The organism is Pseudomonas sp. BF-RE-21, from assembly GCF_019947305.1.
GTDB classification, from domain to species: Bacteria; Pseudomonadota; Gammaproteobacteria; order Pseudomonadales; family Pseudomonadaceae; genus Aquipseudomonas; species Aquipseudomonas migulae.
In genome coordinates, this window is sequence record NZ_JAGYGF010000006.1 from 1 (window position 1) to 22,519 (window position 22,519).

A 22,519-nucleotide genomic window follows, 5' to 3' on the forward strand; every position below is an offset into this window, starting at 1 on the left:
GCTTTTCCATAAAAAACATGTGTTGGTTGAAACACCGCTTTCGCGAGCAAGCCCGCTCCCACATTTGTTTTGCAGTGTTACTTAAAATAAGGATCAGGCCATGCGTGCACTGGCTGCATTGAGTCGCTTTGTCGGCAACACCTTCGCTTACTGGGTTCTGATTTTCGCCGTCGTGGCTTTCCTGCAACCGGCATGGTTCCTCGGCCTGAAAGGCGCGATCGTGCCGCTCCTGGGCCTGGTGATGTTCGGTATGGGCCTGACTCTCAAGCTCGAAGACTTCGCCGAAGTCGCTCGCCATCCGTGGCGCGTGGCGCTGGGCGTGGTTGCACATTTCGTGATCATGCCCGGTGTGGCGTGGTTGCTCTGCCAGGTGTTTCATCTGCCGCCGGAAATCGCCGTCGGAGTCATCCTGGTCGGTTGCTGCCCAAGCGGCACCTCATCAAACGTCATGACCTGGCTGGCCCGTGGCGACCTGGCGCTGTCGGTGGCCATCGCCGCCGTCACCACCCTCCTCGCTCCACTGCTGACGCCCGCGCTGATCTGGCTGCTCGCATCGGCCTGGTTGCCGGTGTCCTTCATGGAATTGTTCTGGTCGATCCTGCAAGTGGTGCTGCTGCCGATCGTGCTCGGCGTGGTCGCTCAGCGCGTGCTCGGGGATCGGGTTCGCCACGCAGTGGACGTATTGCCGCTGGTTTCCGTTGTCAGCATCGTGATCATCGTCACGGCTGTCGTCGCGGCCAGCCAGGCGAAGATCGCCGAATCCGGCCTGCTGATCATGGCCGTGGTGATGCTGCACAACAGCTTCGGCTATCTGCTGGGGTACTTCACCGGACGGCTGTTCAAGTTGCCACTGGCCCAGCGTAAATCCCTGGCGTTGGAGGTTGGCATGCAGAACTCCGGTTTGGGCGCCGCGCTGGCCAGTGCGCATTTCTCGCCGCTGGCGGCGGTGCCGAGCGCGTTGTTCAGTGTGTGGCACAACATTTCCGGGGCGCTGCTCTCGACGTATTTCCGCCGGATGAGCGAGAAAGAAGATCGGGAAACCGCGGCTCGGCAAGTGACCGAGTAAGCGGAAAACTTGATCCCCGGGTTAATGATGGGCACCATACTGCGCAACGCGAGGACGACCTCGCGGCTCGATCGAGTCATTAATCTGGGGACGACCCCGTCAATCGATGGAGGTCTCTCATGTCCTGGATCATTCTGTTTTTCGCCGGCCTGTTCGAAGTGGGCTGGGCTGTCGGCCTGAAATACACCGACGGTTTCAGCCGTCCTCTCCCTACTGCGTTGACGATTGCCGCGATGGCCATCAGCCTTGGCCTGCTTGGGCTGGCGATGAAGGAATTGCCCCTGGGCACTGCCTATGCGATCTGGACCGGCGTGGGTGCCGTCGGCACGGTCATCGCCGGGATCATCCTGTTCGGTGAATCGATGGCGCTGTTCAGGCTGGCCAGCGTAACCTTGATCATTGCCGGGCTGATCGGACTGAAAGTCAGCGCCTGACGGCTTGCGGCCAATACGACAAAGCCCGCCCCTCTATCGATAGAGGGCGCGGGCTTTTTCAATGGTGAGTCCGACCGATCAGCTTTCGGCCAACGCCATGCGCCCACGCGCGACCGGAGCCTTTTCCACATGCTCAAGCTGGATGCACCGTTCCAGGAACAGGTACATGTAGTCGTAGCTTTTGCACACGGCCTCGCGCAATTGGGCCTGCAATGACTTGCTCGGGTTCAGCCCCGCCAGCGTGCAGATGATTTCCAGCGCTTCCCACGGATGGGCGTCATCGTACTGGGCATGCATCTTCAGCCACTTCATGGCTCGCTTGCGATCCTCTTCGGGGAACGATGCCGCGTAGACGCCATTGGAACAGACCAGCGCCGACCACTCGCCGGTCGCGCCTTCAATGGCGTAGTTGGTGGCGGCAATGGCAACGATCAGCGAGTCCGCCGAACTGGTGTGCCAGCACCAATGACTCAAGGCGTGAAGTTCAGGGGCCACCTTTTGCGCCTGCAGTTCTTCCAGGCTGACACCGTGAGCACGGCTCCAGTGCACCCAGTAATCAGCATGGTTCAATTCCACACGAATGTTGCGCATCAACCATCGTCGCGCCATGTCCTCGCCGGGATGGCGGGCAAAGCGGGTCTTGGTGAGGTTCTGTGCCATATATAACGCGAATTGCTCAACCACGGGCCAACCACCAATAAGGTAGTTGCGCATGGTCTTTGCGCTGAGTTTGTTATCTCGCATGCGCCTGTACAATTCGTGTTCGACAACCCGGCGTTTACTCTCGCTGCAGTCCTGGATCAGTTGCTGAGCCCAGGCGGGATAACTTGCAGCTTCCATGAGGGGTCCGGTTCTGTTGAATGTATCGATCACTGTCGGGTTCCTTTTGATTGTGATTGTAAGGATCAGCAAGAGATTTCAACGGAACGTGCCAGGCGCCTTGAACAACAACGGCTGAGGCCTGGCAGGACGACTTTGTAAACTATCGCAGGTAAACAAATGCGGGCGCTCAATCACATACCCTTGAGCGTAATCCACCCCGATTTCCAGCAATGCCTGTTCAATCTGGGGTGTTTCAACAAACTCGGCAATCGTACGCTTACCCATTACATGGCCGATGTGATTGATCACTTCGACCATGGCGCGGTTAATCGGGTCGTCCAGCATATCCTTTACGAAACTCCCGTCGATCTTCAGGAAGTCTACAGGCAAATGTTTCAAGTAGGCGAATGAGGACATACCGGCGCAAAAGTCATCCAACGAAAAGTGGCAACCTAAGCCTTTGAGTTCATTAATAAATCTAATTGCACTTCCAAGATTGGAAATAGCACTGGTTTCAGTAATTTCAAAACAAATCATTTCAGGCGGTATGGAATAAGTAATGAACTGTTGACGCAGGAAGTCCAGGAACGCCTCATCTCCTATAGTTGTGCCTGACAGATTAATCGCACACATCGCCAACGGCCCTTTGTGTTTCTCCGATATACATTGGGCAATGATCTTGAAAACATTCTGTACAACCCAACGATCAAGCGAAGTCATCAGTCCATAACGTTCCGCCGCCGGAATAAAACTGTCGGGCAATATCATGCGTCCGGCTTCGTCATGCAGGCGCAACAGGATTTCGATATGCCCGCCGCCTGTTTCGACATGACCCAGGGCTGCGATTTCCTGGGCATACAGACAAAAGCGGTCCTCTTCCAGCGCCATGTGCAAGCGCTGCACCCAAGCCATTTCGCCAAAGCGCAGGGACAGTTCCGAGTCATCGGCGTGATAGACCTGAACCCGGTTGCGGCCCTTCTCCTTGGCCATGTAACAGGCCATATCGGCGGCGCGCAGCGACGTTTCGAGGGTGGTCGGGTGCTGATTGATGTGTACCAGGCCGATGCTCACGGTGGTCACGAACGGCCGGCCTTTCCAGACGAAGTGCAGGTTCTGCACGGTCTGGCGCAGGCCCTCGGCGATTTTCTCCGCGGCTTCCGGTGCGCAACTCTCCAGCAGGATGCCGAATTCGTCGCCGCCCAGGCGGGCCAGGGTATCGCCTTCGCGCAAGCCCGATTGCAGCAACGCGCAGATGTGCCGCAACAACTCGTCCCCCGCCGCGTGGCCGCACGTGTCGTTGACCAGCTTGAACTGGTCCAGATCGAGAAACATCAAGGCATGACGCCCCGGATGTCGCGTCAGGTTGTGCAGCACCTGTTCCAGGCGATATTCGAATTCGCGGCGATTGGCCAGCCCGGTCAGGGCGTCATGGGTCGCCTGCCAGGACAAATTGGCAATGTATTGCCGCTCCTGGGTCATGTCGTGCAACACCAGCACGGTGCCGCTGACCTTGCCGGCATTGCGGATCGGCGCACCGACCAGTGTGACCGAAACCGTGCTGCCATCCAGCCGTTGAATCAATTTGGAATGCTCGCTGCCACCACTGAGCTGACCGCTCAGGATGTGCTCGATCAACGTAAAGCCGTCGGCCTGGGCATTCTCGTCCAGCAGATTGAACAGCGCGGCCAGGGGCAAGCCTGTCGCCTGCTCGGCCTTCCAGTGCGTCAACGCCTCGGCGGCCGGGTTCATGTAGGCAATCGCGCCGTCGACATTGGTGGTGATCACAGCATCGCCAATCGATTGCAGGGTGATCTGCGCGCGCTCCTTCTCCAACTGCAAGGCGTCGGCGAACGCATGGCGCTGCTTGAGCAATTTGTGCGTGCGCATCAGGGCCAGGACAATCAAGCCCAGGGCGGTGGCGAGGTTCGTCAACAGCAGCAGGCGCAGAATCACCCGCGAGCCTTCACCCAGGGCATCGCTGAAGGCCTTCGCCGCCGGCGTCACTTCATCGTTGATCGCAAATATCTGATCTTTCCAGCGCTGGATATCGCCATTGGTGGCCTGACGGGAGGTGATGCGCTGATGCATTTCCCGAGCAACATTATCAAGGCGCAGCAGATACGCATCCCCTACCGTCCAGAGGTCGATGGCTTTCTCAAGGTAAGAGAAGTGGCGGAAATTGAGGTACAGCCAGATCAGGCTGGAGACGTCATCCGGATGGTTGCCCCCCTTGAGGATCGCCTGGCGTGCCGCTTCGATGTTCGGTGGTTGATTGTCCAGCGCCAAACGTAACTCGTGGCCCCCCTGAGGCACGGCGATGGCGTTCTGGTATTTGAGGAATATCGTCTCATCGCGACTGTCCGCGTAGAGATTCAGGTAATAGATGGCGTCTTTCTGGCCCTTGGACCAGAGGCTTTCGCCGGCAACATAGCCGCGCACCGCCGACAAAACATACAGGCTGAAACCGCCCAACAGCGCCTGAAATAGCACGACAGCGATAAATGGCCAGACAATGCCCAGCAACCGTGGCGTTCCGAGAGTCCGCGTTTGATTCATGAGGTCCCTTGTTTTAGCACTGCCAGATCATCATCCAACGTGATCGCTACAGCTAGACTAGGGTGCGTTCTCGATCCCGGCAAGCGAGAAGCCCTTTCTATGGGCAAGTGCCGGTAAATAACGGTTTTCAGTGAGAGGCGGACACACCTCGCGACACAGTTCCTGGAGAAAAGCCGCCATCACCTAACTATGTACCGCTCTCTCCTGTTTGTTTTCGCTTGAAATCGGCCAACGACGCCATCGCACCAGAGCGATGCGCAGATCAACCGATAATCAAGAGAAGCAATTACATGCAATCGAACACTTCAAACCCACCGTCACCCTCCGAGGCTGAGTTACATGCAGGCCAACTGGAGGATTACGAACTTCTGCTCGCGGCCTTGCGCGAAACACCGGTAAACATTCTATGGCCCGTCTTGCCACTAAAACCTTATTCACCACTCACCAAGGTGAGCGCAGATGGATTAAAAGCGTTGTGGCAAGTGCTGCGCGATCGGGATTACATCGATATGTGCACAAAACTTGAAATAAAGCACGGCGATCTGTCCGTTGCGTTCAAGGAGGGCAAGTATGTCTATCAGGCCTGGAAGAACACAGGACATAAAGTCACGCTGGAATTGACCGAACACGCCAAATGGCAGCCGCTGAAACTGCGGATTGAGCGGGCAGCAGCATTACTGGGCGGAGTGTTGAATTCAAACCGCACCATTGGCTTAGAAAGAATGTGCGTCTTTTACGGTATTGCATTGACGTCGAGAGACCCGCAAATAGTTCAGGTCACGATAAAGGTCGTTCAGGACAGGATCGCCAGCCATCGTTTGAGACTGGAGGACGAGTTTGAAGCCCTTGATCTGAAGTCCCCTCCCACAGAAAAGGACCTGGAAACGTTCGCGACTATCCAACAAGCATTTCCTGGCACTCCAGTCGATACGCAGTTACTCCATAGCGGCCAGGTCCGCGGCGAAATAGTCGATGCGGTTAATCAATTTCTGCCGGAGAGCGTTACTTCACCGCTGGCGTACCTTGCCAAGGACGTTCTTTCTACTGCAACGATTGAACAAGTGCGCGCGACGCCGAGTGTATACCTCGAAAAAATCCTGCAGAGCGCGGAGGCTCAAAAACTAGGAAACACCTTACTGACGACAATGGATTGGTACGGAGGAAAAACCGGTGAAGAGACTTCGCCTTACATCCGCACCAGACTGATAGCCAATGCGCTGCAGTATTGGCTTTGTGCACAGACCCTGGATTCCAGCGATTTGATCGCCGGGTACAACTGGCGAAGTCGTTCGAACTGGGGAAAGAGCTACCAGGCAATCCGCGAGGCATTTGAATCCCATTTACTCACGTCAAAACTGGCATCGTCGGAAAAAGAGGCAGTGGTCATTTCGCGATTGTTTTTGTCCCGGTTCCCATTTGAGTTTCGTGTCCGGGACATTCCGGCAGATCTTGCTTACCGGAGCACGGCTGTCTGGGTCAACTTCCTCAACGGAGTCAATTTCGTCAAATCCGTCTCCCCCGAATTGCTGGACAGACTGAGCTTCCAGCAGTTGGTCAACTTGCCCATGCACAGGGCCGAAGTGGCAACCACGGAAGAATTGAACCTCCTCAGTCTCACCAGGCTGCTTCCGACCCTGGATTGGGCTGTCACCCAGGGTTTCGTTTCGCAAAAAGACCTCAAGGATTACACGCAAGCCGACATCGAACGAGCCTGCTCCGAACTGGAAAAACACTCGAACGAGGTCAATCAAGCGGTTATCCGAATCAATGAAGAGCCACCCAAACGGCTGGCCATCGCCAAGGCTGAAATACAAACGCTGTTCGGAAGCGAAGCCTTCAATACCGATGGACGCAAACTGGCCAGGCATGACGAGTTGGCTTCGATCGGCTTTCGCGACCCGCCGCCACTCAGGGGTAAGGAATACAAGTACTACTCGTTCACCGATGTCTTGGCGTCCGGCATGTTCGACGATCAGAAAAAATGGTTTGTGACTGAGGCTGACGGCGAGACCTTGAGCAAACAATGGATCAGGATGGACAAGGATCGGTATGTCAAAACCGAAGCGCCATGGCCTGTTCCCGGCATCAACTGGGAAGGCCGCCTTCGGCCAGTCCTGTCACCGTTTACCAAAATCCCCGATGTCCCTGCGCTGTTTGACGCTGCGTTCAAGCGGCATTTGGAATCGATCACGACGGCCTACCAGACATTGATCAGAACGCTGTTAACCTCACTCCCCTATGCCGACCGCCTGGCGCTGGAGGTGGGTGAAGTCAAGATTTACAGCCTGCGCAAAGAAACCCGCAAAGTCGCCGCCAAAGACGAAACGCCCGAAATTACGTTGCCGCTCAGAGCGCGCAACGGCGTAATCCTGCAAGCGACTCAAACAAACGAGCCCATCGGGGACGAAGCCGCCGTTTCCGTCAGCACTTTTTACGAACTTCTCCCGAAAGCAGGGGTAATACGTCGCCTCGAAAATTTTGATGCGACGTTGTTGATTCCCCGGATCGGCGCGATGGCAACCACCTCCAATGGGGCCTATGTCGATGTCATCCGCGACAGGCATTTACCCTTCGACTGGGACGCGCATTCGAATGGCACCCTGCCCAAGGCAACGGCCTTCTGCGAGGCAATCATCGATCAGCTGCCGCCAGCGTTCAGCGCAAGTTCCGAGATCACAGAGCATCATCAACGCGCCCCATTGACCCTGTCGTCCAGCCGCTCACTGGCGATCAGCCGACACATTGCGACCGAACTCCTGTTTGTTGACCCGCAAGCGTTGCGCACCTTTGCGAAGGGTCAGACCAGGTTTGAACTCGAAGAAGCTCAACGTAGAAAGATATTCAAGATCGCCAAGTTGTTTGTACCGTTCTGGGGCCCTGTCGAAGACGTGATGTCAGGCGATAAGAATCGCATCGCCCTGGGAATAGTCGGCCTGTTTTTCGATGTAATTTCGTTCGTGATCCCCATTGGCAAATTCGCCACGGGTTCGATCAGACTGATCAGTAACGCGGGCCAACTGGCCACACGCGCAACGCTCCCTTCATTTTCAACGCTGACAAAAACACTGCTGGTATCGACACTGCGAGCGTTGAATCCGCTTGAGATTATTCCCGCGCTGCTCAAAGGCTTGGGCAAATCGGTGCGATACATTTATAAAACCGTCACGTTCGAATTTAACGAACTCGTGGGGAAAATCCGCTACTACGAGTACGTGCGCAGCTTGCCTCAGTTGAGTGATGCCGGACGCTGGAAGCCTGCAACGCTGGGAGATCAGCTAGCCAGCATCAAAGGCATAGATGATGTGCCAATTCACAACATCGGCACCTCTGGCAAGACCGACTTGCGCCTGATCGATCCATTGTCCTCCAAGCCCTATGGCCCGTCGTTGACCACCCGCGCCAGTGACTTCTCTCCCGGGCAATCGCACTACAGCACCCTGGAAAGCCGCAACCAGCAATCGGTTGTGGAGCTAGCCAAGACACGCCACGTACGAGAAGTGCTTGAAGTGGACGGCCGAACCACGCTGTTCATCGATGACGTGCCGTACCGGCTGGAGGGTGACACGCTACGCCGTGCAGACTTGATTGACGCGAGTGATTCGCTGAAGTCGATACCTTGCCGACCGAGACGCGCCCCGGGAGCAGATGTGTGCACGACTCGCTATGTGAAGCGAGACCCGGCCCCGACACCCGCGGTTGGCACCTTCGATGAAACCAAGGGATGGGCCACCTGGTTTGGCGACAGCATTTACACACCAGGCACTGCGGGCGCCCCCCTGACGAAGGTTTCGTTGGCCACTCACACAACACTCGACGCGACGATGGAATTCCGCAAAGGCATTTACGGGCGTGTCAAAGTCAACGTGACCGAAAAAGGTGTGACCGATACCTTCCACTCCGGAGCCGTCATCGTGGACTCCGTAGACGGTTCGAAACGGTATGTTTTCACACGTCTTGATGCGGGGGATTTTTACGTTGCCGAACTGGCAAAAGGGCAAAGCCTGCGTAACGCACTGACTTTCAAGCAAGCGTCAACCTTGCCCGCCGAACTGCGGCGCGAGTTGATGGTGGTGTACACCGGCTCGTTGAATGCCAACAACATGGCGAGGATTTACGGTGTGACTCTCGTTGAGCGCGCCATGAGGGCGATGGACAACATCGCCATACCTATCGGCGGCCATGCCAATCCGCCCGATACACTCAGGCTGATCAAGGTCGATACCAGCCCCGGCGAGGCCGTGCTGTTCGATCACTCGACCCGAATGATCGTCAGGCACTCCACCGATGGTGCAACGACCTGGTCAGCGTCCAGGAATGCTCCGGAAAGTGTCCGTGAAACGACAGCGCAAGTATTCAATACACTGTTTCAGAGAACCGTTATCACCCTGGAATCGTCGGTTCGGGGTGGGCCCAAGGCGTTGAAAATCGATGGCGTCATGTTGGAACTACAGCAACGCATCAGCGCCATTCATAACAGTGAATTGGGCAAACTGCGCAATGTTGCATTCGCTGAAATCAAGACAAGACAGGGCATTCGGGAGGTTTATGTCAGCGTTTCCGGCAGGCAGGGTGACACCGCTTACCTGCCATTGTTTGAGAGAAACAGAGGCTCGAAAGAGGTGATCGACGAAGGTACGAGTTACTTCAACATCGATCACGGTGCCAACTTCCCACAGACATCGCTGAACGTCTCCGCTTCTGGCAAGTTGCGAGCGATTCCGCACACGATCGACAACATCGAGACGTATACGCCCGCACTCACCCAACGCCCTACTTCACTGGACACCGAGAGCAAACTCATCAGCGTCATACGCCAGAAATATCCGAACTCTCAGGAGCTTGAGTCCATCACGATAGCCACGACCATGGCGCCTTGCGATTCGTGTTCAATCGTCATGAAGCAATTCGGTTATGACGGCAGTCCGGAGGCCTTGAACGTGATCTGGAAGTAGCCGCGCAACACTGATCAGTGCTGCTGCAAATGCCCGTACAGCTTGGCGTACAAACCACCCTCGGCAATCAGTTGCTGATGGTCGCCATCCTCGGCAATTTGCCCGCCGTCGAATACCAGAACCCGGTCGGCCTGTTTTACGGCGGACAATCGGTGCGCAATGATCAGCGTGGTGCGGTGGCTCAGGAACCGCGCCAGTGCCTGGTGCAGGTTGTATTCGGTGGCGGCATCCAGCGCTGAAGTGGCCTCGTCGAGGATCACCACTTTCGGTTCGGCCAACACCATCCGTGCAATCGCCAGGCGTTGGCGCTGACCGCCGGACAAGCGCACGCCGGAGCGTCCGACGATGCTGTCCAGGCCGTTGGGCAATTCCCGAACCGTGTTGTGCAGCTGCGCAATTTCCAGCGCCTGCCAGCAGGCTTCGTCACTGCGCTCACGGCCCATGGTCAGGTTGGCGCGGATGGTGTCGTTGAACAGCGCCGGGTGTTGCAGGACCACCGCAACGTTTTCACGCACCGTTTCCAGGCCGATGTCCTGCTGGGTCGAACCGCCGAAGCGAATGGTTCCGGCCAGGGGCGTGTAAAGGCCCAGCAGCAATTGCACCAACGTACTTTTGCCGCCGCCGCTGGCGCCGACAATCGCGACTTTTTCACCGGGAGCGATGGACAGGTTCATCTGGTTCAACACCAGTTCGTCACCGTAACCGAAACTCAATCCCTGGACTTCGATACCCACGGTTTCGCGACCGTTGAACGGATCGACCCCGCCCGGGTACTCAGGCTCATCGGCCCTTGCCAACAACTCATTGATTCGGGACAGCGCACCACCGGCGGCGTAGTAGGCGTATTGCAGATTCAGCAGCTGTTCCACCGGACCGATCATGAACCACAAGTAACTGAACACCGCGAGCATCTGGCCGATGGACAGGTCGGAAAACAACACGGTGAGCATCGCCGCGGCGCGGAAAATATCGATACCGAACTGGAACAGCAAACCGCTGGCCCGGTTCGAGGCATCGGTTTTCCACTGGGAGTTCACCGCGTAATCGCGCACTTCCCGCGCACGTTGGCCGAGGCGCCCGAGGAAAAAACCCTGACGGTTGCCGGCGCGCACTTCCTGAATGGCATCGAGGGTTTCGGTCAACGCTTGAGTGAATCGCGAGGTGCTGTCGTTCTCGAGTTTCTTCAGGTGCTTGACCCGCTTGCCCAGCAGCACCGTGGCATAGATAACCAGCGGGTTGAACAGCATGATCAGCAGCGCCAGCTTCCAGTGCATCCAGATCAGGATGCTCGCGGTGCCGATCAGGGTCAGCATGGCCACGAGGAAACGGCTGAGGGTTTCGCCGACGAATTTGTCCACCGTGTCCAGGTCAGTAACCAGGTGCGTGGTCACCGTGCCGCTGCCCAGGCTTTCGTATTCACCCAGCGAGATGCGCTTGAGGCGCTCGATCAGCCGCAGGCGGATGCGGTACACGATGTCTTTGGCCAGTGCCGCGAACAACTTGGCCTGCACCACGTTGAACAACAAGGCACCGCAGCGCAGCAACAAGGTCACCAGCAGCATCAGGCCGATGTACCCCGCCGCTTTCTGCCAGCCTTCGGGCAGTGCGTGGTTCATGACTTTCAGCGCGGCGTCGCCATGGCCCAGCAGCACTTCGTCCACCAGCAAGGGCAAGAGCAAGGGAATCGGCACGCTGCACAACGTCGCCAGCACGGCCACGCCGTTGGCGATCCACAGGGATTTCTTGTGATGCAGGGCCAGGCGGCGGATTTCCGCCCAGCTCAGACGGTCGACACGTGCAGCGGTTGGGGCGTCGTCAGGCAGATCATGCACAGGCAGCGCGCTCCAGCCAGCGGCCGAGCAGCGGTGACAATACGCTGAGAGGCTGATAGCCATTGGTCAACAACGCCAATTGACCATCACGTTCTGCCAGCAAGGTGGGGAAACCGGCGATGCCGAGGTCCTGCACCCAAGTGAAATCGGCCGCAGTCGCGGCATGTTGATCGGCGCGATCGAACGCGGCTGCGAACTCGATGCGCGGCAAACCGGCTTGCTCCGCCAGTTCCACCAGCACACTGGCGTGGGTGACATCGCGCCCTTCTGCGTAAAACGCATGCTGGATCAGACCAAGCAGTTTCCACGCGCAATCCGGCGCCAGGCTGCGCGCCGTCACCAACGCCCGACAGGCCGGCTCGGTGTCGTACACAAAGCCGTCGGGCAATGCACCTTCGATTTTGAACGGTTGACCGGTGGCCTCGGTGACCGCCTGCCAATGTTCAAGAATGTAGCGCCGGGTGGTCGGCTCCAGCGCCGAACCACTGCCGGTGCGCAAGCCGCCCACAATCAAATGCACGTCCACACCCGCCGCCTGCGCCTGCTCGACCAACGCATTGGCCACCGGCGCAAAGCCCCAGCACCAGGAACACATCGGGTCCATCACATAGAGCAGGCGGCGTGCAGACATGGTTCAAGCCTCGGAAGGGGTTTGCTTGTAGTTGTAGCCGATCGGGTGCGGCATGTTGCGAGCCTTGGCCAGTTCGATCTGCTTCTGCCGATCGATGGCACTGCGACGGGTCTTCTCGCTCAGCTTATCCCAGCAATGCGGGCAGCTGATGCCCGCCACATAGTGCTCGGACGCGCGGTCTTCAACACTAACCGGTGTACGACAGGCGTGACATTGATCGTAGTCACCTTCACTGAGGTCATGACGAACGGTCACGCGGTTATCGAACACGAAGCAGTCGCCCTGCCACTTGGTTTCTTCCTGCGGCACCTCTTCGAGGTACTTCAGGATGCCGCCCTTGAGGTGGTAGACCTCATCGAAACCCTGGCTGAGCATGTAGCTCGAAGCCTTTTCACAACGGATGCCGCCGGTGCAGAACATCGCGACTTTCTTGTGCACGGCCGGGTCGAAGTTGGCTTTGATGTAGTCGGGGAATTCGCGAAAACTGGTGGTTTTCGGATCGATGGCGCCTTCGAAGGTGCCGATCGAGACTTCGTAATCGTTGCGGGTGTCGATCAACAGTACTTCCGGATCGCTGATCAGCGCGTTCCAGTTCTCTGGATCAACGTAGGTGCCGACCTTTTTGTTCGGGTCCACGCCTTCGACGCCGAGGGTGACGATTTCTTTCTTGAGTTTGACTTTGGTGCGATAGAACGGCTGATCATCGCAGTACGACTCTTTGTGGTCGATGTCGTCCATGCGCGGGTCGTTCTTGAGCCAGGCCATCAGCCCGTCGATGCCTTCACGGCTGCCGGACACGGTGCCGTTGATGCCTTCTTCGGCGATCAGCAGCGTGCCTTTGATGCCGTTGTCGACCATGGCCTGCAGCAGCGGCTCGCGCAGGTCGACGTAGTTTTCCAGGGTGACGAACTTATACAGTGCCGCCACGACAATCTGTTGTGTCATGGGTGATTCTCCAGGTGGCTACCCTCGTAAGGGGTGAACCGGATGCGAAAAAAAACGCGCCGGGTAAGCGGCGCGTTGCGGATTCTAGCAAAAATAAACGCTCCTCTGTAGGAGCCGGCTTGCCGGCGATGGCAATCTCGAGGACGCCATCGCCGGCGAGCCGGCTCCTACAAGGGGCGGGACATCAATGCGAGCCGCCAGCACAGGTCGGCGAGGCCGGAGCCGTGTCGATCTGTGCCCATTCCTCAGGCGTGTAGGTATGCAGCGCCAACGCATGGAACTCGCCCATCAGCTCGCCGAGCGTGCCGTAGACTTTCTGGTGACGCTTGACGCGGTTGAGCCCTTCGAACTGCTGGCTGACCACCACGGCCTTGTAATGGGTCTGCAACCCACGACTGTGCATATGGCTTTCATCCAGCACTTGCAGGTGCTCGGGCTGTAACAGGCCCAGCGTCGATTCGATGCGTTGTTGCATGGTCATACCGAACTCCGCTTAAGGCTTTTTCTTGGCAGCAGGTGCAGCGGCGTTAGCCTTAGGGTCCAGCTCGTTGGTCATGTCAGCCAACAGCTTGTTGACCACTGGCACGGCGCTTTCGAGCTTGGCCTGGGTCATCTGGGCCGATTGCTGGGTCAGCTGCGGCATTTTTTCCAGGACTTTCTTGCCCAGTGGCGACTGGTAGAACGCGACCAGGTCTTTCAGCTCGGATTCGCTGAAGTTGGAGGTGTACAGCTTGACCATGTCCGGCTTCAGCTTGTTCCAGCCAATGGCTTGGTCCAGAGCGGCGTTGGCTTTGGCCTGGTAGGTTTCCAGCAAGGCTTTTTTCGATTCAGGGGCTTTGGTCTGTTCAAAGCGCTGAGCGAACATTTGCTGCACTTGCATGTACACCGGAGTGCCCAATTTGTCAGCGTGCGCCAGGGTCAGGAAAGCTTCGGCACTGGCGTTGTGGCTGGCGGTATCGGCAAAAACAGGGCCGCTGGCGCAAACCAGTGCAACCGCGGTACAGATGGCACGAAGACGAGTCATCGAGTTTCCTTTTCTAGCAGGCGAGGTAAAACCCCAAGGGCGTCCATTCTGCGCCTAAAAAAGTGTGTCGCTCAACCCCAAGCCTTGTCGTGCCTGAATTAGAGGGGTTGAATGGTCAAAATACTGACCGATGGAACCACGGCCGGCGATCACGGCCTAAACTGCGCTATCAGACTGACAGGAGTGTGCATGATGAGCCGTATCGAAACCGACAGCCTTGGCCAGGTGGAAGTGCCGGATGAGGCCTACTGGGGCGCTCAGACGCAACGCTCGCTGATTAACTTCGCCATCGGCAACGAGCGCATGCCGCTGGCGGTGCTGCATGGGCTGGCGCTGATCAAGAAAGCCGCGGCGCGGGTCAATGACCGCAACGGCGATCTGCCCGCCGACATCGCCCGGCTGATCGAACAGGCCGCCGACGAAGTGCTCGACGGCAAACACGACGACCAGTTCCCGCTGGTGGTCTGGCAGACCGGCAGCGGCACCCAGAGCAACATGAACGTCAACGAAGTGATCGCCGGGCGCGCCAACGAACTGGCCGGCAACCCGCGTGGCGGCAAGGTGCCGGTGCACCCCAACGATCACGTCAACCGCTCGCAGAGCTCCAACGACTGCTTCCCCACCGCGATGCACATCGCCGCCGCGCAGGCGGTGCAAAACCATTTGCTGCCGGCGATCAGCGAACTGTCGGGCGGTCTGGCCGAGCTGTCCGCGCGACACATGAAGCTGGTGAAGACCGGCCGCACCCACATGATGGATGCGACGCCGATCACCTTCGGCCAGGAACTCTCGGCTTACATCGCGCAACTGGATTACGCCGAACGGGCGATCCGCAGCGCCCTGCCCGATGTGTGTGAACTGGCCCAGGGCGGCACCGCCGTCGGCACCGGGCTGAATTCGCCGCACGGTTTTGGCGAAGCGATTGCCTCCGAGCTGGCTGCGCTCTCGGGCCTGCCGTTTGTCACCGCACCGAACAAATTCGCCGCATTGGCAGGGCATGAACCGCTGACCACGCTGTCCGGCGCACTGAAAACCCTCGCCGTGACCCTGATGAAAATCGCCAACGACCTGCGCTTGCTGGGTTCCGGGCCACGTGCCGGTTTCGCCGAAGTGAAATTGCCGGCCAACGAACCCGGCAGTTCGATCATGCCCGGCAAGGTCAACCCGACTCAGTGCGAAGCCCTGTCGATGCTCGCATGCCAGGTGTTGGGCAACGACGTGGCCATCGGCTTCGCCGCGAGTCAGGGGCATCTGCAACTGAACGTGTTCAAACCGGTGATCATCCACAACCTGCTGCAATCGATCCGATTGCTGGGCGATGGCTGCAGCAACTTCCAGCAGCATTGCATTGCCGGCCTGGAGCCGGATGCAGAGAAAATGGCCGAGCATCTGGAGCGTGGGCTGATGCTGGTGACGGCGCTGAACCCGCATATCGGTTACGACAAGTCGGCGGAAATTGCCAAGAAGGCCTATGCCGAAGGGCTGACGTTGCGGGAGGCGGCGTTGCAGTTGGGGTATCTGACCGATGAACAGTTTGATGCGTGGGTGCGGCCGGAGAATATGCTGGAGGCTGGGGCCAAGGGCTGAGTATGCGGTGACTGTTAGTCAGTCTTCGCGGGCAAGTCGGATCGCCGCCCGCTCGCTCCTACAAGGTTTGTGTCGATCACTATATCTGTGAACGACACAAAACCTGTAGGAGCGAGGCTTGCCCGCGAAGAACGATAACGCGGTCTAACTGGCCGCCATCCGAACCTTCCGCGCCTTGAGCCCCGCAATCAACGAAGGCCCCAACGCCACCAGCGCCGACCCCAGCACCACCAGCACCGCCCCGCCATACCCCAGGCCATTGATCGTTTCGGCATGCACATACTCCGGCCACAACCAGGCCGCCATGGCCACCGCCGCGAACGTCACCAACGGCGTGATCGCCAGCGTCGCACTCACCCGCGAGGCTTCCCAGTGCGCCAGCGCTTCGGCAAATGCGCCATACGCAATCAGGGTGTTCATGCAGCAGGCCAGCAACAGCCAGCCTTGCAGCGGATTCAGTTGCAGCGCTTCCAGCGGGTGCACCCACGGGGTCAGCAACAACCCGCAGAACAGGTAAATCACCATCATCACCTGCAACGAATTCCACACCGTCAGCAACTGCTTCTGCCCAAGCGCATAGAACGTCCAGACCGTGGACGCCAACAACACCAGCAGCACACCCGCCGTGTAGTCGCTCAGCGAGGTGAACAACTCAACCAGACGCTGGTTGAAAAACAGTCCGAAACCGATCAGCAACACCAGCAGGCCAATCCCCTGCCCCACGCTGAAGCGTTCCTTGAACACAAACAGGCTGGCGATCAGCAACATGATCGGGCCCATCTGCACCACCAATTGCGCCGTGCCAGGGCTGAGCAGATTCAAGCCCATCAAGTACAGGATGTAGTTGCCCACCAGACCGAGCACCGCCATCACCACCAGCCAGCCACCGCGCGGGCCGAGCACTTTGCGGCTCGGCAGGCGTCGGGTCGCTGCCAGATAAATGAACAGGCAGCCGCCGGACACCATCAGGCGAAACCAGGTCACCGTGACCGGGTCCATCACCAGCAGCACTTGCTTGAGTTTGATCGGCAGGATTCCCCACAAAAATGCAGTCAACAAGGCCAGGAACAAACCATAAACCCAGCGCCCCGATGAAATGTGCATGCGTACCTCAAAGCCAGATGGCAAGAGCCGTCATTCTAGGCTCAGCGGTGCCTGGTACACAGGGACAGTTGGCTGCCGGACGCAAATGAAACTGTGCGGGTCGCAGCAATAAATTGGCGATGTGCCGCTGATCGGCTGGCCAGGCGTTGCAAGTGGTTCATGCATAAGCTCATTGGATCCGCCAACAGCAGCCCCCTTCAGGAGACCGCGATGTACGGCATGCGCGCCCAGGACAACGCCCCCGCCGTGCACTTTCGCAGTGACCGGATGTGTCGGGTGAATGGAGAGTTGTATTTCAGTACCCGGGAAAACACCCTGGAGGGGCCGTTTGAAAACCCGGAGGCGGCTGCGCGGGAGATTGAGGCTTACATCGCGCGGATGCAGCTTTTGAGCGCCCGTCGATAGACCGAAGCGCTGCCTTCGCGGGCAAGCCCGCTCCCACAAGGTTTTGTGGCGATCACATAATTTGTGAATACCCCAGAACATTGTGGGAGCGGGCTTGCTCGCGAAGGCGATGTAACATTCGCCACAAACGTTATGCGCTTAACGCACCGCTTCAAACAACCCGGTCGCGCCCATCCCGCCACCCACGCACATGGTGACGATGCCGTAGCGCAATTTACGTCGCTGCAACTCACGCACAAGATGCCCGACCTGACGCGACCCGGTCATGCCGAACGGGTGACCGATGGAAATCGAGCCGCCATTGACGTTGTACTTCTCGTTATCGATCCCCAGCCGGTTGCGGCTGTACAGGCATTGCGAGGCGAACGCTTCGTTGAGTTCCCACAGGTCAATGTCGGCCACCTGCAAACCCTTGGCCTTGAGCAGCTTCGGCACCGAAAACACCGGGCCGATGCCCATTTCATCCGGTTCGCAGCCCGCCACGGTGAAACCACGGAAGAACGCCTTCGGCTTCAACCCCAGTTCCAGCGCTTTCTCCAGGCTCATCACCAGGGTCATGGACGCACCGTCGGACAGCTGCGACGAGTTGCCCGCCGTCACCGAACCGTCTTCGGCAAACACCGGCTTCAACCCCGCCAGACTTTCCAGGGTCGTGTCCGGACGGTTGCAGTCGTCGCGGTCAACGACGCCATCGAGGATCTGCACCTGCCCGGTGGCCTTGTCTTCAACCCGATATTTCACCGCCATTGGCACGATTTCGTCGTCGAACAACCCGGCGGCCTGCGCCTGAGCGGTGCGCTGCTGACTTTGCAGGGCGTACAGATCCTGTTCTTCGCGGCTGACGTTGTAACGACGCGCAACGATTTCGGCGGTCTGGCCCATGGGGAAGTAGATGCCCGGCACCTGCTCTTTCAGCAGCGGGTTGATCAGGTTGTCGGTGTTGACGCTTTTCATGGTCAGGCTGATGGATTCGACACCACCGGCGACGATGATGTCGCTGCAGCCCGAAGCGATCTGGTTGGCAGCGATGGCAATCGCCTGCAAGCCCGATGAGCAGAAACGGTTGAGGGTCATGCCGGCGGTGCCGGTGCCCAGGCGCGACAGCACCGCGACGTTGCGACCGATGTTGTAGCCCTGGGCGCCTTCGTTGGAGCCGGCGCCGACGATGCAATCCTCGACGCTGGCCGGGTCGATGCCCGAGCGCGCCAGCAGTGCATTGACGCAGTGGGCCGCCATGTCGTCCGGACGGGTCTGGTTGAACTTGCCGCGAAAGGACTTGGCCAGGCCGGTCCGCACGCTGTCGACGATCACCACTTCACGCATGGCATACCTCATTATTGTTGTCGGTTGAGAGTGGATCGAGCATAAGTCCAGCCGTGACCGGTCGCGACAATCATTCACCCCGCGTATGCGTCACCATCGGTTCAAGTCTTGGGCTTTTTCAGTTTCTTTTCATGCTTGTCGGACTTTTCGAACGCCGCTTCCAGCGCCTGGTTGAGCGTGCGCAAAACCTTGACCCGGGCCCAGCGCTTGTCGTTGGCTTCCACCAGCGTCCAGGGGGAAATTTCGGTGCTGGTACGGTCGACCATGTCGCCGACCGCGGCGCGATAGGCCTCCCACTTATCCCGATTGCGCCAGTCGTCTTCGGTGATTTTGAAGCGCTTGAAGGGGATCTGTTCGCGCTCTTCGAAGCGCTCCAGTTGCGTCTGTTTGTCGATGGCCAGCCAGAACTTGACCACGATCACTCCGGCATCGGCGATCTGCTCTTCGAAGTCGTTGATTTCACCGTAGGCGCGCAGCCAGTCGGCCGGGCTGCAAAAGCCTTCGATACGCTCCACCAGCACCCGGCCATACCATGAACGGTCGAAAACGGTGAATTTGGCCCGTGCCGGAATATGTCGCCAGAATCGCCACAGGTACGGATGCGCCCGCTCCTCTTCGGTGGGCGCAGCAATCGGCACGATGCTGTATTGCCGAGGATCGAGCGCGGCGGCCACCCGGCGGATCGCCCCGCCCTTGCCGGCCGCGTCGTTGCCTTCGAACACGGCGATCAAGGCGTGGCGGCGCATGCGTTTGTCACGCATCAAGCCGGAAAAACGCGCCTGCTCGGTGATCAGTTGCTCTTCGTAGTCTTCCTTTTCCAGGTGTTGGTTCAGGTCGAGGCTGTCGAGCAGGTTCACCAGATCGACACTGCTGGCCAATGGCGCGGCGCTGACTTTATCCGGGTGAATCTTCGGCCTTTTCAACGCGCCTTGCAGGCCTTCAAGCAGAATCTTGCCGACCGCCAGGCTCCGATAGCGCGGGTCCATCCCGGCGATCACATGCCACGGCGCATAGTCGCGGCTGGTGCGGCGCAGAATGCGCTCGCCATACTTGACGAACTTGTCGTAAGTCTCCGATTGCTGCCAGTCCAGCGGGCTGATGCGCCAGCTGTGCAGCGGGTCGTCGGCCAGGGCCTTGAGGCGGTCCTTCATTTGCTTCTTGGAAAGGTGGAACCAGAACTTGAAGATCAACGCGCCTTCGTCACACAACATCTTTTCCAGGCGTTCGGCACCGTTGATGCTCTGATCGAACCGGGGTTCCTTGATCACGCCATGAACCCGGGCCTGCAACATCTGGCTGTACCAGTTACCAAAGAAGATGCCCATGCGGCCCTTGGCCGGAAGCATCCGCCAGTAGCGCCAGGCCGGTGGTCGCGCCAGTTCTTCGTCGGTCTGCTGATCGAACGTGCGGACCTCGATCAGGCGCGGGTCCATCCACTCGTTGAGCAGCTTCACGGTCTCGCCCTTGCCGGCACCTTCGATGCCGTTGATCAAAATGATCACCGGAAAGCGTTTTTGCTGCTGAAGTTCGAACTGCGCCTCGAGCAACGCTTCACGCAGCGCCGGCACTTCGGCTTCATAGGTTTCTTTGTCGATGACGTGACCGATTTCAGCAGATTCGAACATGGGGCGGCTCCTTCCAGGATTGAACAAGACTAGCGGATTGACCTCCCCTGCGTGGGAGAAATCCCATTTTCACTGCCTGGCCAGATCCGGACGTTGCCATGGATCAAGCAGCGACTCGGCGATCGGCTAGAATGGTCGCCTTGCCGTTGCCGAGCCTGCCATGAAACCTGTACTGCCCCACGCCCAGCTCGACTGGGACGACCAAGGTCTCCCGCGCTCGCGGGTGTTCGATGATGTGTATTTTTCCAACCTGTCCGGGCTGGACGAAACCCGTTACGTCTTCCTCGAACAGAACGCGTTGCGTGAGCGTTTCGCGGCATTGCCGGTGGACGGAAAACTGGTGATTGGCGAGACCGGTTTTGGTACCGGGTTGAATTTCCTGTGCGCCTGGCAGTTGTTCGAGCAGCACGCGGTGGCCGGTGCGCGGTTACATTTTGTCAGTGTCGAAAAGTACCCGCTGAGCCTGCCCGACCTGCAGCGGGCGCTGGCCTTGTGGCCGGAACTCAAGCCGTTTGCCGATCAACTGTTGGCGCAATACGTGGCGATCCATCAAGGTTTCCAGCGCCTGATCCTGGACCACGGACGCATCACCCTGACGCTGCTGATCGGCGATGTGCTGGAACAGTTGCCACAGCTGGACGCGCAGATCGATGCCTGGTTTCTCGACGGTTTCGCCCCGGCGAAAAACCCCGACATGTGGACCGCCGAACTGTTTGTCGAGCTGGCCCGACTCGCGGCGCCCGGCTCGACGATCAGCACCTTCACCAGCACCGGTTGGGTACGTCGTCTGTTGAATGCCGCAGGCTTCAAGATGAAACGCACGCCCGGCATCGGCCACAAATGGGAAATCCTGCGCGGGGTGTTTCTCGGTTGGCCTGAGGAGGTCACGAAGCCCGTCATGGCAAAACCGTGGTTTGCGCGTCCGGCCCCCCTGACCGGCGAACGTCGGGCCCTGGTGATTGGCGCCGGCCTCGCCGGTTGCGCGACAGCCGCCAGCCTCGCGACGCGGGGTTGGCAAGTCAGTCTGCTGGAGCGTCACGGCGCACTGGCGCAGGAAGCCTCGGGCAATCCTCAAGGGGTTTTGTACCTCAAGCTTTCCGCCCATGGCACCGCATTATCGCAATTGATCGTCAGCGGCTTCGGCCACACCCGCCGCTTGCTTGAGCAGTTGCATCGAGGTCTCGACTGGGACGATTGCGGCGTGCTGCAACTGGCCTTCAATGCCAAGGAAGCGGAGCGTCAGGCGCAATTGGCCGCAGCGTTTCCCGAGGACTTGCTGCACACGCTCGATCAAGCGCAGGCCGAAATCCGCGCCGGCATCGCGCTGCAATCGGGTGGCCTGTTCTTCCCCGAAGGCGGCTGGGTGCACCCGCCCGCCCTGTGCCAATGGCAAGCGGCGCACCCGAACATACAGATCTTGCCCCATCACGATGTGCTGGAGTTGCGCCGAGCGCACGGACACTGGCAAGCCCTGGATGGCGAAACCGTGCTGGCCGATGCCCCGGTAGTGATACTGGCCGGCGCTGCCGAGATCAAGCGCTTCACTTACAGCAGCGAGCTGCCGCTCAAACGCATTCGTGGGCAAATCACTCGCCTGCCACAGACGACTGAAAGCCAGGCACTGGGCACCGTCGTCTGCGCCGAAGGTTATGTCGCGCCAGCTCGTTTGGGTGAACACACCCTGGGCGCCAGTTTTGATTTCAACTCCGATGACCTGACCCCGACCGCCGCCGAACATGCAGGCAATCTGCAAATGCTCGAAGAAATCTCGGTAGATCTGGTCGCTCGACTCGGCGCAAATGCATTGCAGCCTGATGCACTTGAAGGCCGTGCAGCGTTTCGCTGCACCAGCCCGGATTATTTGCCGATTGTCGGCCCACTGGCCGACGGCCAGGCGTTCGCCGATGCCTACAGCGCCTTGAGCAAGGATGCCCGGCAAACCCCGGACATCCCTTGCCCATGGCTGGACGGTTTGTATGTCAACAGCGGCCACGGTTCCCGAGGGTTGATCACCGCGCCGTTGTCAGGCGAATTGCTCGCCGCGTGGCTGGATAACGAACCGCTGCCATTACCAAGAGCCGTGGCCGAGGCGTGTCATCCGAACCGCTTCGCCTTGCGCCGATTGATTCGAGGCAAATGAGGCACCTGGTTGCCGGGCATACCAGGTTTTGTACTTAAAGCCTTGGCACGCACCCAGCACCTTTATTACTTAT

16 protein-coding genes are annotated in these 22,519 nt (G+C 58.7%); 6 read left to right on the forward strand and 10 right to left on the reverse strand.

Annotation, left to right across the window (positions count from 1 at the left end; genetic code table 11):
- Nucleotides 1–100: 100 nt before the first annotated feature.
- Both KGB25_RS06410 and sugE read left to right on the forward strand, forming a co-directional pair.
- On the forward strand, nt 101–1,066 hold the full coding sequence (locus KGB25_RS06410; protein WP_008035661.1) for a bile acid:sodium symporter family protein: 966 nt from the start codon (nt 101–103) through the stop codon (nt 1,064–1,066).
- 119 nt (nt 1,067–1,185) lie between these two features.
- Nucleotides 1,186–1,500, forward strand: a complete 315-nt coding sequence (gene sugE, locus KGB25_RS06415; RefSeq protein ID WP_008035664.1) for a quaternary ammonium compound efflux SMR transporter SugE — start codon at nt 1,186–1,188, stop codon at nt 1,498–1,500.
- Between the two features lie 78 nt (nt 1,501–1,578).
- On the opposite strand, the gene KGB25_RS06420 is transcribed toward sugE, so the two are convergent.
- Nucleotides 1,579–2,340, reverse strand: coding sequence for a TenA family transcriptional regulator (locus tag KGB25_RS06420; RefSeq protein ID WP_008040915.1), 762 nt, complete (start codon nt 2,338–2,340; stop codon nt 1,579–1,581).
- A gap of 78 nt (nt 2,341–2,418) precedes the next feature.
- Complete coding sequence (locus KGB25_RS06425) at nt 2,419–4,878, reverse strand: EAL domain-containing protein (protein ID WP_008040916.1); 2,460 nt, start codon at nt 4,876–4,878, stop codon at nt 2,419–2,421.
- A 290-nt stretch (nt 4,879–5,168) separates the two neighbouring features.
- On the opposite strand from KGB25_RS06425, the gene KGB25_RS06430 reads away from it, so the two are divergent.
- Complete coding sequence (locus tag KGB25_RS06430; RefSeq protein WP_223434630.1) at nt 5,169–9,830, forward strand: deaminase domain-containing protein; 4,662 nt, start codon at nt 5,169–5,171, stop codon at nt 9,828–9,830.
- A gap of 14 nt (nt 9,831–9,844) precedes the next feature.
- Here the strand turns inward: KGB25_RS06430 and KGB25_RS06435 are convergent, their stop codons facing one another.
- The 5 genes from KGB25_RS06435 to KGB25_RS06455 all read right to left on the reverse strand — a co-directional run bounded on the left by KGB25_RS06435 (nt 9,845) and on the right by KGB25_RS06455 (nt 14,262).
- On the reverse strand, nt 9,845–11,662 hold the full coding sequence (locus KGB25_RS06435) for an ABC transporter ATP-binding protein (RefSeq protein WP_008040921.1): 1,818 nt from the start codon (nt 11,660–11,662) through the stop codon (nt 9,845–9,847).
- A complete protein-coding gene (locus tag KGB25_RS06440; RefSeq protein ID WP_008035678.1) occupies nt 11,655–12,293 on the reverse strand; it encodes a DsbA family protein in 639 nt (212 codons plus the stop codon). Before KGB25_RS06440 ends, KGB25_RS06435 begins: the two co-directional genes overlap by 8 nt.
- Before the next feature lie 3 nt (nt 12,294–12,296).
- Nucleotides 12,297–13,238, reverse strand: a complete 942-nt coding sequence (locus tag KGB25_RS06445; RefSeq protein WP_008035679.1) for a rhodanese-related sulfurtransferase — start codon at nt 13,236–13,238, stop codon at nt 12,297–12,299.
- 184 nt (nt 13,239–13,422) lie between these two features.
- Complete coding sequence (locus KGB25_RS06450) at nt 13,423–13,719, reverse strand: BolA family protein (protein ID WP_008035680.1); 297 nt, start codon at nt 13,717–13,719, stop codon at nt 13,423–13,425.
- Nucleotides 13,720–13,731: 12 nt separating this feature from the next.
- Nucleotides 13,732–14,262 carry a DUF2059 domain-containing protein gene (locus KGB25_RS06455; RefSeq protein WP_008035681.1) on the reverse strand — a complete coding sequence of 177 codons (531 nt, stop codon included), beginning with the start codon at nt 14,260–14,262 and terminating at the stop codon, nt 13,732–13,734.
- A gap of 192 nt (nt 14,263–14,454) precedes the next feature.
- On the opposite strand from KGB25_RS06455, the gene KGB25_RS06460 reads away from it, so the two are divergent.
- Nucleotides 14,455–15,849, forward strand: a complete 1,395-nt coding sequence (locus KGB25_RS06460) for a class II fumarate hydratase (protein WP_032829261.1) — start codon at nt 14,455–14,457, stop codon at nt 15,847–15,849.
- Nucleotides 15,850–15,993: 144 nt separating this feature from the next.
- On the opposite strand, the gene KGB25_RS06465 is transcribed toward KGB25_RS06460, so the two are convergent.
- Nucleotides 15,994–16,953, reverse strand: a complete 960-nt coding sequence (locus KGB25_RS06465; protein WP_008035685.1) for a DMT family transporter — start codon at nt 16,951–16,953, stop codon at nt 15,994–15,996.
- A gap of 210 nt (nt 16,954–17,163) precedes the next feature.
- On the opposite strand from KGB25_RS06465, the gene KGB25_RS06470 reads away from it, so the two are divergent.
- Entirely contained in the window at nt 17,164–17,358 is a 195-nt protein-coding gene (locus KGB25_RS06470) for a DUF6316 family protein (RefSeq protein WP_192227883.1), read from the forward strand.
- A 138-nt stretch (nt 17,359–17,496) separates the two neighbouring features.
- Here KGB25_RS06470 and KGB25_RS06475 read toward each other — a convergent pair whose 3' ends face one another.
- Nucleotides 17,497–18,681, reverse strand: a complete 1,185-nt coding sequence (locus KGB25_RS06475; protein ID WP_192419308.1) for a thiolase family protein — start codon at nt 18,679–18,681, stop codon at nt 17,497–17,499.
- A 101-nt stretch (nt 18,682–18,782) separates the two neighbouring features.
- A complete protein-coding gene (pap, locus tag KGB25_RS06480; RefSeq protein ID WP_008035689.1) occupies nt 18,783–20,306 on the reverse strand; it encodes a polyphosphate:AMP phosphotransferase in 1,524 nt (507 codons plus the stop codon).
- A gap of 160 nt (nt 20,307–20,466) precedes the next feature.
- On the opposite strand from pap, the gene mnmC reads away from it, so the two are divergent.
- Nucleotides 20,467–22,446 (forward strand): bifunctional tRNA (5-methylaminomethyl-2-thiouridine)(34)-methyltransferase MnmD/FAD-dependent 5-carboxymethylaminomethyl-2-thiouridine(34) oxidoreductase MnmC, encoded by a 1,980-nt coding sequence (gene mnmC / locus KGB25_RS06485; RefSeq protein ID WP_223434631.1) that lies wholly within the window; start codon nt 20,467–20,469, stop codon nt 22,444–22,446.
- The last annotated feature ends 73 nt before the right edge of the window (nt 22,447–22,519 follow it).

Coding starts and splice junctions, on each gene's coding strand:
- KGB25_RS06410 (WP_008035661.1), top strand. CDS start 101: ATGCGTGCACTGGCTGCATTGAGTCGCTTTGTCGGCAACACCTTCGCT.
- sugE (WP_008035664.1), top strand. CDS start 1,186: ATGTCCTGGATCATTCTGTTTTTCGCCGGCCTGTTCGAAGTGGGCTGG.
- KGB25_RS06420 (WP_008040915.1), bottom strand. CDS start 2,340: ATGGAAGCTGCAAGTTATCCCGCCTGGGCTCAGCAACTGATCCAGGAC.
- KGB25_RS06425 (WP_008040916.1), bottom strand. CDS start 4,878: ATGAATCAAACGCGGACTCTCGGAACGCCACGGTTGCTGGGCATTGTC.
- KGB25_RS06430 (WP_223434630.1), top strand. CDS start 5,169: ATGCAATCGAACACTTCAAACCCACCGTCACCCTCCGAGGCTGAGTTA.
- KGB25_RS06440 (WP_008035678.1), bottom strand. CDS start 12,293: ATGTCTGCACGCCGCCTGCTCTATGTGATGGACCCGATGTGTTCCTGG.
- KGB25_RS06445 (WP_008035679.1), bottom strand. CDS start 13,238: ATGACACAACAGATTGTCGTGGCGGCACTGTATAAGTTCGTCACCCTG.
- KGB25_RS06450 (WP_008035680.1), bottom strand. CDS start 13,719: ATGACCATGCAACAACGCATCGAATCGACGCTGGGCCTGTTACAGCCC.
- KGB25_RS06455 (WP_008035681.1), bottom strand. CDS start 14,262: ATGACTCGTCTTCGTGCCATCTGTACCGCGGTTGCACTGGTTTGCGCC.
- KGB25_RS06460 (WP_032829261.1), top strand. CDS start 14,455: ATGAGCCGTATCGAAACCGACAGCCTTGGCCAGGTGGAAGTGCCGGAT.
- KGB25_RS06465 (WP_008035685.1), bottom strand. CDS start 16,953: ATGCACATTTCATCGGGGCGCTGGGTTTATGGTTTGTTCCTGGCCTTG.
- KGB25_RS06470 (WP_192227883.1), top strand. CDS start 17,164: ATGTACGGCATGCGCGCCCAGGACAACGCCCCCGCCGTGCACTTTCGC.
- KGB25_RS06475 (WP_192419308.1), bottom strand. CDS start 18,681: ATGCGTGAAGTGGTGATCGTCGACAGCGTGCGGACCGGCCTGGCCAAG.
- pap (WP_008035689.1), bottom strand. CDS start 20,306: ATGTTCGAATCTGCTGAAATCGGTCACGTCATCGACAAAGAAACCTAT.
- mnmC (WP_223434631.1), top strand. CDS start 20,467: ATGAAACCTGTACTGCCCCACGCCCAGCTCGACTGGGACGACCAAGGT.